Source organism: Paraburkholderia aromaticivorans (genome assembly GCF_002278075.1).
GTDB lineage: Bacteria > Pseudomonadota > Gammaproteobacteria > Burkholderiales > Burkholderiaceae > Paraburkholderia > Paraburkholderia aromaticivorans.
The window spans coordinates 1,514,411-1,527,702 of the sequence record NZ_CP022989.1; the positions used below are offsets into that span (position 1 = coordinate 1,514,411).

The following is a 13,292-nucleotide window of genomic DNA, read 5'->3' on the forward strand; positions in this document are numbered from 1 at the left end:
CAATCATGGCTTCCGATCCGCAACCTGCTGCCCAGACCGCCGCTCGGCCCGCGACTCAGACCGCGCGCACATCACCGCGCGTGCAGTCGCGTGCGTCCTCGGGGGACGCGAAGCGGCCCGCAGCGGGCGCGCGCTGGATCGTGCCGGCCAAAATCGCGGTGTTTATCGCGGCATGGTATCCGCTCGCGCGTCTCGTGCTGTTCGGCTTGACCGACCGGCTCGGCGCGAATCCGATCGAATTCATTACACGCTCGACGGGTCTGTGGACACTCGTCTTTCTCTGCATCACGCTGGCCGTGACGCCGCTGCGCCGGCTCACCGGCGTCGCCGCGTTGGTGCGCTTTCGCCGCATGCTCGGGCTCTACGCGTTCTTTTACGCGACGCTGCATTTCACCACCTACCTGTGGTTCGACAAGTGGTTCGACGTCGCCGAGATCGTCAAGGACATCGGCAAGCGGCCGTTCATTACGGTGGGCTTCGCGGCATTCGTGTTGTTGATCGCATTGGCCATGACGTCGCCGCGCGCGATGGTGCGCAAGCTCGGGCGCCGCTGGCAGATGCTGCATCGCTTCATCTATGCGATCGGCGCGCTCGCGATCCTGCACTTCTGGTGGATGAAGGCGGGCAAGCATGATCTGATCTTGCCGAAGATTTACGGTGCAATCATGTTGGCGTTGCTCGGTTGGCGTTTGATCGTCTGGTTGCGTGACAGGATGTCAAAGGTGCGTTGAGCGGCGCACGCGCAGAGGACGCGGCGATCGGTGATGCAAAAAAAAAAGGCGATGCCGCAACGGCATCGCCTCTTTTTTCACTGCGCAAGGTTTGACGTGCAATATGACGTTTACGCCGGCAGGATTATTTCGCCCGCAAACAGCTGCTGCACCTCTTCGCGCGCGCGAACCACATGCACCTGTGTACCATCAACCATCACCTCGGCCGCACGCGGTCGGGTGTTGTAGTTGGAGCTCATCACGAAGCCGTATGCGCCGGCCGAGCGGATCGCGAGCAGATCGCCCGGTTCGACCGCCAGCAGGCGTTCGCGGCCGAGCCAGTCGCCGCTTTCGCAAACCGGACCGACTACGTCGTACACGTGGGCCGGCACGTCGCGCTTCACGACCGGGTCGATTGCGTGATACGCCTCATACATGGCGGGGCGCGCGAGATCGGTCATGGCCGCGTCGACGATGGCGAAATTCTTTTCCGCGCCCGGCTTCAGAAACTCGACGCGCGTGAGCAGCACGCCCGCATTGCCGACCAGCGAGCGGCCCGGCTCGAAATACACTTCACGGTGGCCGTGGCCACGCGCTTCGATACGATCCAGCACGGTGCGCACGAACTCGCCGATTTCAGGCGGCGTTTCGTCGTCGTACGTGATGCCGAGACCGCCACCCACGTCGATGTGGCGAATCTTCAGCCCGTCCTGCTCGATCTGTTCGACCAGTTCCAGAACCTTGTCGACCGCGTCCAGGTACGGTGCGACTTCGGTGATCTGCGAGCCGATATGACAGTCGATGCCGACCACCTCGAGATTCGCCATGGCCGCGGCCGCCTGATACGTGGCGCGCGCGTCTTCGAATGCGACGCCGAACTTGTTTGACTTCAGGCCGGTGGAAATATACGGATGCGTCTTCGCGTCGACGTCGGGATTCACGCGTAGCGAGACAGGCGCCTTCTTGCCCATTTCCGCGGCGACCGCATTCAGGCGGTCGAGCTCGGGAATCGATTCGACGTTGAAGCATTTCACGCCGGCCACGAGCGCGTCACGCATTTCTTCCGCGTTCTTGCCGACGCCGGAAAACACGGTGTTTTCCGCTTTGCCGCCGGCGGCCAGCACGCGTGCCAGTTCGCCGCCGGACACGATGTCGAAGCCGGCGCCGAGGCGCGCGAACACGTTCAGCACCGCGAGGTTGCTATTGGCCTTGACGGCGACGTGCACGCTCGCACGGCGGCCGGCGCACGCGCCCGCGTAAGCGTTCCAGGCGGCGGTGAGCGCGGCACGCGAGTACACGTAGAGCGGCGTGCCGAACTGCTCGGCGAGAGAGACGGCGGATACGCCTTCGGCGTGCAGCACGCCGTCGACGTAGTCAAATGCGGATCGAGTCATGCGAAAGTCTTATTGAACGGGTGTGACGGCGGAAGCGGGCAACGGCGCCGCCTTAGCGGGTGCGGCGGAGGTGGGCGGCGTGGCGAGTTCGTTTTCCGGCGCCAACGAAAGCGGTGTGCCGGAGGTGTCCGGGACGGTGCCGATGCTGGGGGTGGACGGCGCCGATGGCGCGACGTCCGGCGGCGTTTGCGTGCGATCGACCGGCTTGGCCGGCAGCGGCGGCACGGTGGGCAGATAGAGCGAACCGCGTTGTCCGCAGCCTGCGAGTGCACAACCTGCGAGAATGGCTAAAACCGCTACAATCGCGCGGCCGGGCGCCGCCGCGCGCATCCGAGATACGACTCGCATGACTGTCCCTGAATAAATAATCGATGGAGTTTAGCATGTCCGATAGTGAATACCTGACCCGCGCGGAAGCCGCGCTAGCCGCCATCGAACGCGCGCTCGACGACACGGATGCGGACATCGAACTCGAGCGCAGCGGCAATGTCCTGACCCTCGAATTCGAGAACCGCTCGAAGATTATCGTCAACCTTCAGCCGCCCATGAGCGAGATCTGGATCGCCGCGAAAGCGGGCGGTTTCCACTTCCGCTTCGTCGACGGCGAGTGGCGCGATACGCGCAGCGGCACGGAGTTCTTCGCCGCGCTGTCGGAGTACGCGACGCAGCAGGCCGGCGAGCCGGTTCACTTCGAAGCGTAAGCCGCGCTGTCCGGAGGAGCGCCGGGACGCGGCGGCTCCGATCGCGCAGTCCGCACAAGCAGAACGGCCGCGCTACATGCGCGGCCGTTCTGCTTTCCAAGACACGTCGGACGAATGCGTCAGTGTCCGCGGAACAGATTCATGATGTCCTGCTTCTCCTGCTCGCCAACCTGCTCGGGAGCCGCCGCCGCGCCGCTTGCCTGCGCATCCAGCGCCGCCTGACTGACGCCGACAGTGGCGACGAAACCACGCCCCGGCGTGAAGTCGTCGAAATACAACTCCGAGCCGAGTTCAGTCAGACCGTCGGGCATCGGCATCTTGTACTCCGGCACGCCCTTGAGCGCGCGCCCCATGTATTCGACCCACACAGGCAACGCGAGGCCGCCGCCGGTTTCCTTGTCTCCGAGGCTGCGCGGGTTGTCGTAGCCCATCCACGCGATGGCCGTGAGCGTGTGCTGATAGCCGGCGAACCACGCGTCGCGCGAATCGTTGGTCGTACCCGTCTTGCCGGCGAGATCGGTGCGCTTCAACGCATTGGTCTTGGCGCCCGTGCCGCGTTGCGCGACGCTTTGCAGCAGGCTGTTCATCACGTACGCATTACGCGGTTCGATTGCGTGCGGCGCGCTTTGAGCGGCCACCAGCGGTTGCGCATGCGCGACCACGATGCCTCGCTGATCGGTGACTTCGGCGATCAGATACGGGTTGATCCGATAGCCGCCGTTGGCGAACACCGAGTACGCGCCCGCCATCTGCAGCGGCGTGACGAGACCCGCGCCCAGCGCCATTGGCAGATAAGCCGGATGACGATCCGCGTCGAAGCCGAAGCGCGTGATGTACTGCTGCGCGTACTTCGTACCGATCTGGTTCAGAATGCGGATCGACACTAGGTTTCTCGACCGCTGCAACGCGGTGCGCATGGTCATCGGGCCGTCGAAGCCGCCGCCGTAGTTTTTCGGCTCCCACGCCTGGCCGCCGGTTTCAGCCGCGCTGAAGAAGAGCGGCGCGTCGTTGATCACGGTTGCCGGCCCCAGTCCCTTTTCCAGCGACGCCGAATAGATGAACGGCTTGAAGCTCGAACCCGGCTGACGCCACGCCTGCGTGACGTGATTGAACTTGTTCTTGTTGAAGTCGAACCCGCCGACCAGCGCGCGGATCGCGCCATCCTGCGGGATCACCGAAACGAACGCGCCTTCCACCTGCGGCAGTTGCGTGATCGACCAGTCGCCGTCGTCGTTCTTGATGAGCCGGATGATCGCGCCCGGGCGCACACGTTGATTCGGCTGCGCGCGCGGACCGAGCGCGAACTGCGCAAAGCGCAGGCCGTCACCTTGAATTGTCGCGACATTACCGTCGATAAACGTGGCCTGCACCTGCTTCGGGCTCGCGGCGGTGACCACGGCGGCGATGATCTCGCCGTTGTCCGGGTGTTCGAGCAGCGCGTCGTCGATGGCCTGTTCGCGGTCGTCGGCGTCGGACGGCAACTCGATGAACGCCTCCGGACCGCGATAACCGTGGCGTCGTTCGTAGTCCATCAGACCTTTGCGCAGCGCCCGGTAAGCGACGTCCTGATCGGCCGAATCAATCGTGGTCACGACATTCAGTCCGCGCGTATAGGCTTCCTCGCGATACTGCGCGTACATCATCTGACGCACCATTTCCGCGACGTATTCCGCGTGCACGCTGAATTCCTTGCCCGCGCCCTTGACCACGAGCGGCTGCCGGCTCGCTTCATCGTATTGTTCCTGGGTGATGTAGCGCAGCTCGTACATGCGCTGCAGGATGTACTCCTGCCGCACCTTTGCGCGCTTCGGGTTGACCACCGGGTTATAGGCGGACGGCGCCTTGGGCAGCCCGGCCAGCATGGCGGATTCGGCCAGCGTCAGATCCTTCAGGTCTTTGCCGAAGTACACGCGCGCCGCGCTCGCGAAGCCGTAGGCGCGCTGACCGAGATAGATCTGATTCATGTACACCTCGAGAATCTGATCTTTGGACAGCTTCGACTCGATCTTGTAGGCGAGCAGCATCTCGTAGATCTTGCGCGTGTAGGTCTTTTCGCTGGAGAGGAAGAAGTTGCGCGCCACCTGCATGGTGATCGTGCTTGCGCCCTGCGTGGCGTGGCCATTGGTCAGCGCGACGATGCCCGCGCGCGCAATGCCGGTCAGGTCGACGCCGCCGTGGTCGTAGAAGCGCGCGTCTTCAATGGCGAGGATCGCCTTCTTCAGACTGTCGGGCACGTCCTGGATATGGACGATGTCGCGCCGTTCCTCGCCGAACTCGCCGATCAGCACGTGGTCGGCCGTGTAGATGCGCAACGGCACCTTGGGCCGGTAATCGGTCAGCGCATCGAGCGCCGGCAGATTGGGCGTGGCGACGACGAGCGCATAGCCGAGCACCAGCAGCACGCACAGAATGCCGGCGACGATCAGACCCACGAAGCCGATGATGAGCTTCAGCCACAGCGGGCGTTTGCGCTTTTGCGGCGCGGGCGGCGGAGACGTAGGAGACGTGGATTGCATATGGGCACCAAAAAACAGTCCCGCGATTATAGCCGCCAGGCTTTTCAGCTTTCGGCATGCTTACTGACACTTCTTCACAAGTCTGCGCGCCGCGCGGGAATGCCTTCACTGTAGTCGCTTTGATGGCCTACAGGACGCGCGTTGCCCAACGTTAGCCATTTGGCCGAGTGTCGCGCGGCGGCGCGGCTACGCACAATTCTTCCTCATCACTCGCGTTCGAATGGTTCGTCGCGTGAGTCAGAGGGAGGGCGTCATGGCGTTGAAAAGATCTTGGCTTCAGGCAGTGCAACCCGGTGCGCAGCGTTTTGCCGCAGGGATCGATGTCGGTTCGCAGGAGGTGCGTCTGGTCGTGCTCAGTCAGCGAGCGCGCCCGCCTGCCGCGCTGCATATCGAATACGTGAGCACCGTCCCGCTTGTCGCCGGTGCAATGGCCGGCACCGAGATCGCCGACCGGCATGCAGTGGCGCGCGCGCTGCGCGATGCGTTCGCCGGACTGCCGCACGCATGCGCGACGCGCGCGTTGCGATGCGCGATGGCGTTGCCCGCATCGGCCACCATGACCGCCACAGTGCCGCTCGCGCAACTTGCCGCGCAAAGCGGCTGCGCGGAAGACGGCGGACATCAACTGGCCGAACTGGAGCCGGCGGTGATGAGTGAAGTCGAGCGCATTGCCGGCCTCGAACGGCATGCGCTCGCGGTCGACTGGTATGTCGACGAAGCGCCTTCGCCAGTGCGCTCCGTGACCATTGCCGCCACCGCGCGGCAACATCTCGAAGCGCGAATCGAATGCGCGGCGATCGCCGGTATCTCACTCACCGCCATCGACGGTGAGCCCCATGCGGCGTTACGCGCCATGCGCTACGCGGCGGGTTACGAGCTCGATCCGCACGAGCCCTATGTCGCGTTGTGGATCGGCACGGACGGCGTGTATGGCTGGCGCATCGTCGACGACAACATTGCCGGCGAAATGCGCTACCCGGCACCGGAACACCCCGATCTCGCCGATGCGCTGCGCGACCTCGCGCGCGGCCCGGAACTCGATTGCGCGTTGCTGAGCGGGGAGGTCGAGCTGCTCGACGGCGTGTGTTTCACGTCCGCGGATATCGCGGACGTGTTGGGCTGCACGGTGTTGCCGTTCGAATGCGCGGTGCTGGGCGGGCTCGAGCGTCCGTTGAGCGATCCGTTGTTGCACGAGCCGTCCGGCGCTGTCGCGTTCGGGCTTGCGTTGCGCGGGGTGCTCGAATGACGGGCGGCGTGTTGCAGGCGAGGGTCTCGAGCTCAGGCACGCCGTTACGCGGCGCGCGTTTCACACGATGGCGGCTGGGCGGTTTCAATCTGCTGCCTTACCGGCAACGCGACGCGCGGCTCGCGCGTCGGCGGCGCCTGCTCGAATGGATTGCAGCTGTCCTCGCCGGTTGCGCGGCTGTCTTCGTATTGGCCGGCTGGCAGACAGTCGAAAGGGGGCGGCTCGATGCGCAGCGTGTGTCGATCGAGCGATCGCTTGCGCAATTGTCAGCACCGCTCGCGGAACACGCGGCATTGCTGCGGGCGCGCGACGAACAACGCCAGAACGCGGCGCGCGCCAGCAGCCTGTCCGGCCCGCTCACGCATTTACGCGATCTGCTCGACGCGCTGAGTTTCGAGCCGGGCGACGGCGTGGTGTTGCAGCAGTTGCGCCACCGTGAAGATGAGACCGAGTTGCTGGCGAGTTCGCGCGGCCATCTTGCTTCAGCCGGATGGCTCAAACGGTTGAGCGCGATCCATGGCGTGAAAGGAGCGGAGGTGAGCGAACTGCATAGCTCGGCTTCACGCGGCGGTGCGGCTGTGCAGGCAAGCGTGACCGGTCCGATCGAATTCGGCGCGCGTCTGCGGTGGAACGAGCCGGCGCAGAAAGCGGCCCGCGTGGCCGCGCCTGTGGCGCAGCGCGCTGTGAAGTCTGAACAATCAGGAGGTGCGAAATGAGTACGACCTTTGTCGAATTTGGCGGCGTGCTCAGCACGCGGTTTTCACTCTCTCATTGGATCAAGCGCGTGCGTTTGCCTCTCGATGCGTGGAGCCTGCGCCGCCGCTGGGTGGTCGCTTTGCTGATTGCCGTGCTGGTGTTCGCCCTTGGCGCGCACGGCTGGATCGTCGCGGACCTTGGCGGTGTCGAAGCGAGCCGGGTGGCGTTGGAAGCCGGCAGCATGCGTCTCGCGAGTGCGAGGCGCGCGCTCGCGCAATTGCCGGCGTTGCGTCGTGAAGCCGCCGCCGGTCCGCTTGCCGCTTCGGTCGCGCGTTCGTCGGCGCCGTGGAGTTCCGCCGACGACGTGCGGATCGTCTCCGAACTGGCCGCGCAGAACAGTGTGGCGTTACTCACGGTCGAGCCCGGCGCACCGGGCGGCGCGGGCGCAGAGCATATGCGTCCGCTACGGCTGACAGCGCACACGGATTTCGTCCATCTGATGGCGTTTCTACGCGGGCTGTCGGATCTGCCGGTGCTGATCGTGCCTGTCGATGTGACCGTCAAGCGCGATGTCTCCGCACTGTCGATTAGCGCCACGTTGCGGGTGTTCGATGCGCTGAGGCCGGCGCCTTTGGCCACCTCCGCGGATACGTTCGCCGAAGACAGCCTCGATTCGGATGACGAAGAAAACGTCGTCTTCTTCGATCCGTTTTCGCAGCCGCAGATGCAGGCCGCCGGCGAGCTCCCCGATGTTTCGCAGCTGCGGCTGGTGGGCTTGCTGCGCGATCGCACACGTGGACTGGCCTTGCTCGATACGCCGGACGGCGTGACAGCCGTCGAGTCCGGCGAGCAGATCGGCACTGAACGGGTCGTGAGGGTGGACGCGTTCGGCATCACGCTCGCGAAAGGCGGCGCGACACGCACGCTGGCACTGACGGAGACTTCGTGATGAGACTGGCGAAGCCTTTTCCTGTTATGTGTTCGTGCACCGACACGCGTGTGCCGCGTGGCCTGAAACTGTGTCTCGGTCTGTGTGTCAGCACGGCGCTGGCTGTCGGCGCTGCGCGTGCGTCGACGCAGGCGCAGCCGCCGTTGCCACCGCTGCCTGCCGAGATGCCGTTCGACGGCGCGGCGACGCCGCCCGGCGCTTCGTACGGCGAAGCGTCTTTGCCACCCGACATTTCGTCCGAAGTGCCCAATCCGTTTCGCCAGGATTCCGCGGATGATTCGGACGCGTCGACCGTGAGTACGACGGCCACCGACGCCCGTACGAACGAGCCTGCAACCGACGCCGTCGACGCAGACGGCTCCGTGCCGCCACGAAAGCAATCCACCGCTGCGGCTCGCGACAGTGCCGCCGGCGCCGCCGCGCTCGAAGGTCCGCCGGTGCCGCTGCCGCCGCTCGCGCGTCTGAGCGGCGCGCCGCGCAGTGCCGCCGACGACGGCCTCGCCCCCGACGACAAACCGGTCTCGCTGAATTTTCAGCGTGCCGAACTCGGCGCAGTCCTCAATGCATTTGCAAGGTTGACCGGGCTGAACATCGTCGCGAGCGACAAGGTGCGCGGCGCCGTCTCACTACGGCTCGACAAGGTGCCGTGGCGCACTGCGTTCGATACCTTGCTCGACGTCAACGGCCTCGCGATGGAACGCCACGGCAACGTCATCTGGGTCGCACCGATCGCGGATCTCGCAGCGCGCGAGCGGCAGCGTTTCGAAGCGCACGCGCGGGCCGCCGATCTCGAGCCGCTCGCGAGCCGCACGTTCGAGCTCCACTACGCGCACGCCGAGGACGTCAGGCGTCTGCTGACGGGGTCCGGCGCGCAACGCGTATTGTCCAAACGCGGTGCCGCGACTGCCGATCCGCGCACCAATCTGCTGTTCGTGACCGATCTCGAAGCGCGCCTCGCGCAGATTGCGGCGTTGCTCGCCTCGGTCGACAGGCCGACGCGTCAGGTGCTGATCGAAGCGCGTATCGTCGAGGGCGAACATGGTTTTTCGCGCAATCTCGGCGTGAAACTTTCCATGGCGGCCAGTAACGCCGACGGCAGCGCGAGAGGTTTCACCGACGCCGGCTACGATTTGTCGGCTCGACCGATCGCGGGCTTCGACGCGGCGACCGCCGGTCTGACGTTGTTTGCCGCCGGCGCGACGCGGCTGCTGAACATCGAACTCAGTGCGCTCGAAGCGCAGGGGCGTGGCGAAATCGTCTCGAGCCCCCGCGTGGTCACGGCCGACCGGATGAAGGCGGTGGTCGAGCAGGGCACCGAACTGCCGTATCAGGCGAAAGTGGGGCAGGGCGTGTCGGGCGTGCAGTTTCGCCGCGCAACCCTCAAACTGGAGGTCGAGCCGCAAATCATGCCGGACGGCCGCGTGGTGCTGGACCTCGACGTCGCCAAAGACAGCGTCGGCGAACAGACCGACGCCGGGCCCGCGATCAACACCAAACACGTGCAAACGCGCGTCGAAGTCGAGGATGGTGGTACGGTGTCGATCGGCGGCATCTACGCGACCGACGACCGCGACGATGTGACTCGGGTGCCGGTCCTGGGCAAAATACCTGTTTTAGGTGCGCTTTTTCGCCAACGGGCTCACCGCGACCGCCGCAGCGAGCTGGCTGTTTTCATCACGCCGCGGGTCGTCCAGATAAATTAGGGCGCGCTCGCGCCAATACCGGGAAAGCGCGGGGCCGCCCTGATTTTTTTGCGTTACAAGGCCTCCACGCGGGAATTCCCATTTGGGCGCCGGGCGCGAAGCGATAGGGCTGCGGGCGCTTCCGGGCGGCGCGCAGGCTCGACAAGGCAGCCGCTTTGCCAGTAAGCTGCGGCACGAACCATACCGGATTAGCCAGAGGACACCGTTGCAAGCGCGGGACGCACACGCCAATGTATTTTTTGTAGGGCTCATGGGGGCAGGAAAAACCACCGTGGGCCGGGCCATTGCGCGCCGTCTCGATCGCCCCTTCTTCGATTCCGACCATGAAATCGAGGCACGCACGGGGGCGCGCATCCCGGTGATCTTCGAGCTGGAGGGCGAAGCGGGCTTTCGTGAACGCGAAGCGAGCGTGATTTCCGACCTCACCGCCCGCGACAATATCGTGCTCGCGACCGGCGGCGGCGCGGTGCTGCGGCCTGAAAACCGCGAGGCGCTGCGAAGTCGCGGGCTGGTGATCTATTTGCGCGCCAATCCGCACGACCTGTGGCTGCGCACCCGGCGCGACAAGAATCGCCCGCTCTTGCAGACCGAAGACCCCAAAGCGCGTCTCGAAGCCCTCTACGAAGTGCGCGACCCGTTATACCGGGAATGCGCGCATTTCGTGATCGAAACCGGCCGGCCTTCGGTCAACGGACTCGTCAACATGGTTCTGATGCAGCTCGAACTGGCCGGCGTCGCCAAACTTCCTGCGTCATAATGGACCGTATGATTACCGTCAACGTCGAACTGGGCGAGCGCGCCTACCCCATCCATATCGGTGCCGATCTGATCGGCCAGACCGCACTGTTCGCGCCGCATATCGCCGGCAGTTCGGTCACCATCGTCACCAATACCACTGTCGATCCGCTGTACGGCGACACGTTGCGCGCCGCGCTGGCGCCGCTCGGCAAGCAGGTCTCCACGGTCGTGCTGCCGGACGGCGAGGCGTACAAGAACCTCGAAACCCTGAACCTGATTTTCGACGCGCTGCTCGGCGCCCGAGCCGATCGCAAGACCACGTTGATCGCATTGGGCGGCGGCGTGATCGGCGACATGACGGGTTTCGCGGCCGCCTGCTACATGCGTGGCGTGCCTTTCATTCAGGTGCCGACCACGTTGCTGTCGCAGGTGGATTCGTCGGTGGGCGGCAAGACGGGCATCAATCATCCGCTCGGCAAAAACATGATCGGCGCGTTCTACCAGCCGCAGGCCGTGATCGCCGACATCGGCGCGCTGCGTACCCTGCCCGCGCGCGAATTGGCGGCAGGCGTCGCTGAAGTCATCAAGACCGGCGCGATCGCCGATGCGGGTTTCTTCAGCTGGATCGAAGCCAACATCGAAGCATTGAATCGCTGCGAACCCGCGGCGCTGGCCGAGGCAGTCAAGCGGTCGTGCGAAATCAAGGCGTCGGTGGTCGCGCAGGACGAGCGCGAAGGCGGGCTTCGCGCCATCCTCAATTTTGGCCATACGTTCGGCCATGCGATCGAAGCCGGGCTCGGTTACGGCGAGTGGCTGCATGGCGAGGCGGTCGGCTGCGGAATGGTCATGGCGGCGGATCTGTCCGTGCGCATGGGCTATCTCGACGAAGCCGCGCGCAAGCGTCTGGTCGACGTGATCGTCGCCGCGCATTTGCCGATCCGGGCGCCCGCGCTCGGCGACTCGCGCTACGTCGAACTCATGCGGGTCGACAAGAAGGCGGAAGCCGGCGCGATCAAATTCATTCTGCTGAAGCGTTTCGGTGAGACGCTGATCACCCAGGCGCCCGATGCCGAGGTGCACGCCACGCTGGCCGCCGCCGTCTGATCCCGCGAGGCATCCAGCAACGCATCACGCACCAGCGTCGCGAGGCGCCGCCCATGTTTCGGAGAACCCGGTGACTGACAGGCGCAGCGACGTTGTAAAGCAGGACCCCGCGGCAGGCACGGCGACGTTCGGCGTGCCGACGCAGGAAGCACTCGAAGCCCACCTCGCACCGTACGCGGCGCACTCCGCGCAATCGCGCGGCCGCCGCTATCCGGAAGCCGCCCCCAGTGCGCGCACCGAGTTCCAGCGGGACCGCGACCGTATCGTCCATTCGACGGCATTCCGCCGGCTCGAGTACAAAACTCAGGTGTTTGTGAATCACGAGGGCGACCTGTTTCGCACGCGCCTGACTCACAGCCTGGAAGTCGCGCAGATTGCACGCTCGGTAGCGCGCAACCTGCGTGTGAACGAGGATCTCGTCGAGGCCATTTCACTCGCCCATGACCTGGGCCACACGCCTTTCGGCCACGCGGGGCAGGACGCGCTCAACGAATGCATGCGCGAACACGGCGGCTTCGAGCACAATCTGCAGAGTCTCGCGGTGGTGGATGATCTGGAGGAGCACTACGGCGCATTCAACGGCCTGAACCTGTGCTTTGAAACGCGTGAGGGGATTCTCAAGCATTGTTCGCGCGAGAACGCGCGGCGGCTCGGTGAACTGGGCGAGCGCTTTCTCGAAGGGCGGCAGCCGTCCGTCGAAGCGCAGATCGCCAATGTTGCCGACGAGATCGCGTACAACAATCACGACGTCGACGACGGCTTGCGCTCCGGCCTGCTCACCGTGGAACAGCTCGCCGAGGTGGAGTTATGGCAGGCGCACTTCGAGGCGGCGCGCAGCGACTTTCCTCAGATCGAAGGGCGTCGGCTCATTCATGAAACGGTGCGCCGCATCATCAATACGCTGATCGTCGATCTGATCGATACGACCCAGCTGAATCTGGAACGGCATGCGCCGGCGTCGTTGGATGCAGTGCGTTCGTCGCCGGCGCTCGTCGCGCACAGCGAAGCCATTGCCGCGCAGGCGGCCGCGCTCAAGCGCTTTCTGTTCAAGAACCTGTATCGCCATTACCGCGTGATGCGCATGGCCAACAAGGCGCGTCGGGTCGTCGCGGGTCTGTTCGACGCGTTCACGGACGATCCGCGGCTGTTGCCGCCGAGCTACCAGTCGTCGGACGCATCCCGGCAACCGCGCCTGATTGCCCATTACATCGCGGGCATGACGGATCGCTATGCGGTCAAGGAGTATCAGCGGCTGTTCGTGATCGACGACAACTGAGGAGCGCGACGGCGGGGCGAATCGCGTCCCGCCGTTGCGTTTGACTTGACGCGCGATCGCAACAAGCGATCGCAACAAGCTAGCGGACGCCGGCGAACGGCTTACGCGTTGCCACGAGCAGTTGGCGCGTAACCTCTGAATCGCTGACGCATAACCACGAGGCGCTGACGCCCGACGACGAGGAGCCAACGGGAGCCAACGGGAGCCAACGTGCACCCGGAAGGAGTCAACGCGCAAGCACGAGCTGCCGCCGCGTAAC

Annotated in this window: 12 protein-coding genes; 9 read left to right on the forward strand and 3 right to left on the reverse strand. The window is 65.0% G+C overall.

Translation table 11 applies throughout. The features are described from left to right. Positions 1-5: 5 nt before the first annotated feature. Complete coding sequence (msrQ, locus tag CJU94_RS06900) at positions 6-731, forward strand: protein-methionine-sulfoxide reductase heme-binding subunit MsrQ (RefSeq protein ID WP_095418055.1); 726 nt, start codon at positions 6-8, stop codon at positions 729-731. 110 nt (positions 732-841) lie between these two features. Here msrQ and lysA read toward each other — a convergent pair whose 3' ends face one another. After that, positions 842-2,104: a diaminopimelate decarboxylase gene (gene lysA, locus CJU94_RS06905; RefSeq protein ID WP_095418056.1), complete on the reverse strand. Its 1,263-nt coding sequence runs from the start codon at positions 2,102-2,104 to the stop codon at positions 842-844. A gap of 9 nt (positions 2,105-2,113) precedes the next feature. Then, positions 2,114-2,452: an LPS translocon maturation chaperone LptM gene (gene lptM / locus CJU94_RS06910; RefSeq protein WP_095418057.1), complete on the reverse strand. Its 339-nt coding sequence runs from the start codon at positions 2,450-2,452 to the stop codon at positions 2,114-2,116. 35 nt (positions 2,453-2,487) lie between these two features. Between lptM and cyaY the strand changes: the two genes are divergently transcribed. Beyond that, a complete protein-coding gene (gene cyaY, locus CJU94_RS06915) occupies positions 2,488-2,805 on the forward strand; it encodes an iron donor protein CyaY (RefSeq protein ID WP_011490036.1) in 318 nt (105 codons plus the stop codon). A 119-nt stretch (positions 2,806-2,924) separates the two neighbouring features. Here the strand turns inward: cyaY and CJU94_RS06920 are convergent, their stop codons facing one another. Continuing rightward, positions 2,925-5,321, reverse strand: a complete 2,397-nt coding sequence (locus CJU94_RS06920) for a penicillin-binding protein 1A (RefSeq protein ID WP_095418058.1) — start codon at positions 5,319-5,321, stop codon at positions 2,925-2,927. 253 nt (positions 5,322-5,574) lie between these two features. Here CJU94_RS06920 and pilM point away from each other — a divergent pair, with 253 nt between their 5' ends. The 7 genes from pilM to CJU94_RS06955 all read left to right on the forward strand — a co-directional run bounded on the left by pilM (position 5,575) and on the right by CJU94_RS06955 (position 13,033). Further along, on the forward strand, positions 5,575-6,567 hold the full coding sequence (gene pilM / locus CJU94_RS06925) for a type IV pilus biogenesis protein PilM (protein WP_095418059.1): 993 nt from the start codon (positions 5,575-5,577) through the stop codon (positions 6,565-6,567). Next, positions 6,564-7,283, forward strand: coding sequence for a fimbrial assembly protein (locus CJU94_RS06930; RefSeq protein WP_095418060.1), 720 nt, complete (start codon positions 6,564-6,566; stop codon positions 7,281-7,283). Before pilM ends, CJU94_RS06930 begins: the two co-directional genes overlap by 4 nt. Beyond that, positions 7,280-8,212, forward strand: coding sequence for a hypothetical protein (locus CJU94_RS06935; RefSeq protein ID WP_095418061.1), 933 nt, complete (start codon positions 7,280-7,282; stop codon positions 8,210-8,212). The genes CJU94_RS06930 and CJU94_RS06935 overlap by 4 nt, the downstream gene beginning before the upstream one ends. Continuing rightward, the gene (locus CJU94_RS06940; RefSeq protein WP_095418062.1) at positions 8,212-9,915 is read left to right on the forward strand and encodes a type IV pilus secretin PilQ; all 1,704 of its coding nucleotides are present in this window, start codon (positions 8,212-8,214) and stop codon (positions 9,913-9,915) included. Before CJU94_RS06935 ends, CJU94_RS06940 begins: the two co-directional genes overlap by 1 nt. 205 nt (positions 9,916-10,120) lie before the next feature. Continuing rightward, positions 10,121-10,672: a shikimate kinase gene (locus CJU94_RS06945; protein WP_095418063.1), complete on the forward strand. Its 552-nt coding sequence runs from the start codon at positions 10,121-10,123 to the stop codon at positions 10,670-10,672. After that, a complete protein-coding gene (gene aroB / locus CJU94_RS06950; protein WP_208645350.1) occupies positions 10,672-11,757 on the forward strand; it encodes a 3-dehydroquinate synthase in 1,086 nt (361 codons plus the stop codon). Before CJU94_RS06945 ends, aroB begins: the two co-directional genes overlap by 1 nt. A 133-nt stretch (positions 11,758-11,890) precedes the next feature. Further along, positions 11,891-13,033 (forward strand): deoxyguanosinetriphosphate triphosphohydrolase, encoded by a 1,143-nt coding sequence (locus tag CJU94_RS06955; protein ID WP_244220946.1) that lies wholly within the window; start codon positions 11,891-11,893, stop codon positions 13,031-13,033. Positions 13,034-13,292 lie beyond the last annotated feature (259 nt).

Excerpts from the sequence above, each read along its gene's own strand:
- aroB (WP_208645350.1), top strand. The coding sequence starts at position 10,672 with ATGGACCGTATGATTACCGTCAACGTCGAACTGGGCGAGCGCGCCTAC.
- CJU94_RS06930 (WP_095418060.1), top strand. The coding sequence starts at position 6,564 with ATGACGGGCGGCGTGTTGCAGGCGAGGGTCTCGAGCTCAGGCACGCCG.
- lptM (WP_095418057.1), bottom strand. The coding sequence starts at position 2,452 with ATGCGAGTCGTATCTCGGATGCGCGCGGCGGCGCCCGGCCGCGCGATT.
- CJU94_RS06920 (WP_095418058.1), bottom strand. The coding sequence starts at position 5,321 with ATGCAATCCACGTCTCCTACGTCTCCGCCGCCCGCGCCGCAAAAGCGC.
- CJU94_RS06935 (WP_095418061.1), top strand. The coding sequence starts at position 7,280 with ATGAGTACGACCTTTGTCGAATTTGGCGGCGTGCTCAGCACGCGGTTT.
- lysA (WP_095418056.1), bottom strand. The coding sequence starts at position 2,104 with ATGACTCGATCCGCATTTGACTACGTCGACGGCGTGCTGCACGCCGAA.
- msrQ (WP_095418055.1), top strand. The coding sequence starts at position 6 with ATGGCTTCCGATCCGCAACCTGCTGCCCAGACCGCCGCTCGGCCCGCG.
- pilM (WP_095418059.1), top strand. The coding sequence starts at position 5,575 with ATGGCGTTGAAAAGATCTTGGCTTCAGGCAGTGCAACCCGGTGCGCAG.
- cyaY (WP_011490036.1), top strand. The coding sequence starts at position 2,488 with ATGTCCGATAGTGAATACCTGACCCGCGCGGAAGCCGCGCTAGCCGCC.
- CJU94_RS06940 (WP_095418062.1), top strand. The coding sequence starts at position 8,212 with ATGAGACTGGCGAAGCCTTTTCCTGTTATGTGTTCGTGCACCGACACG.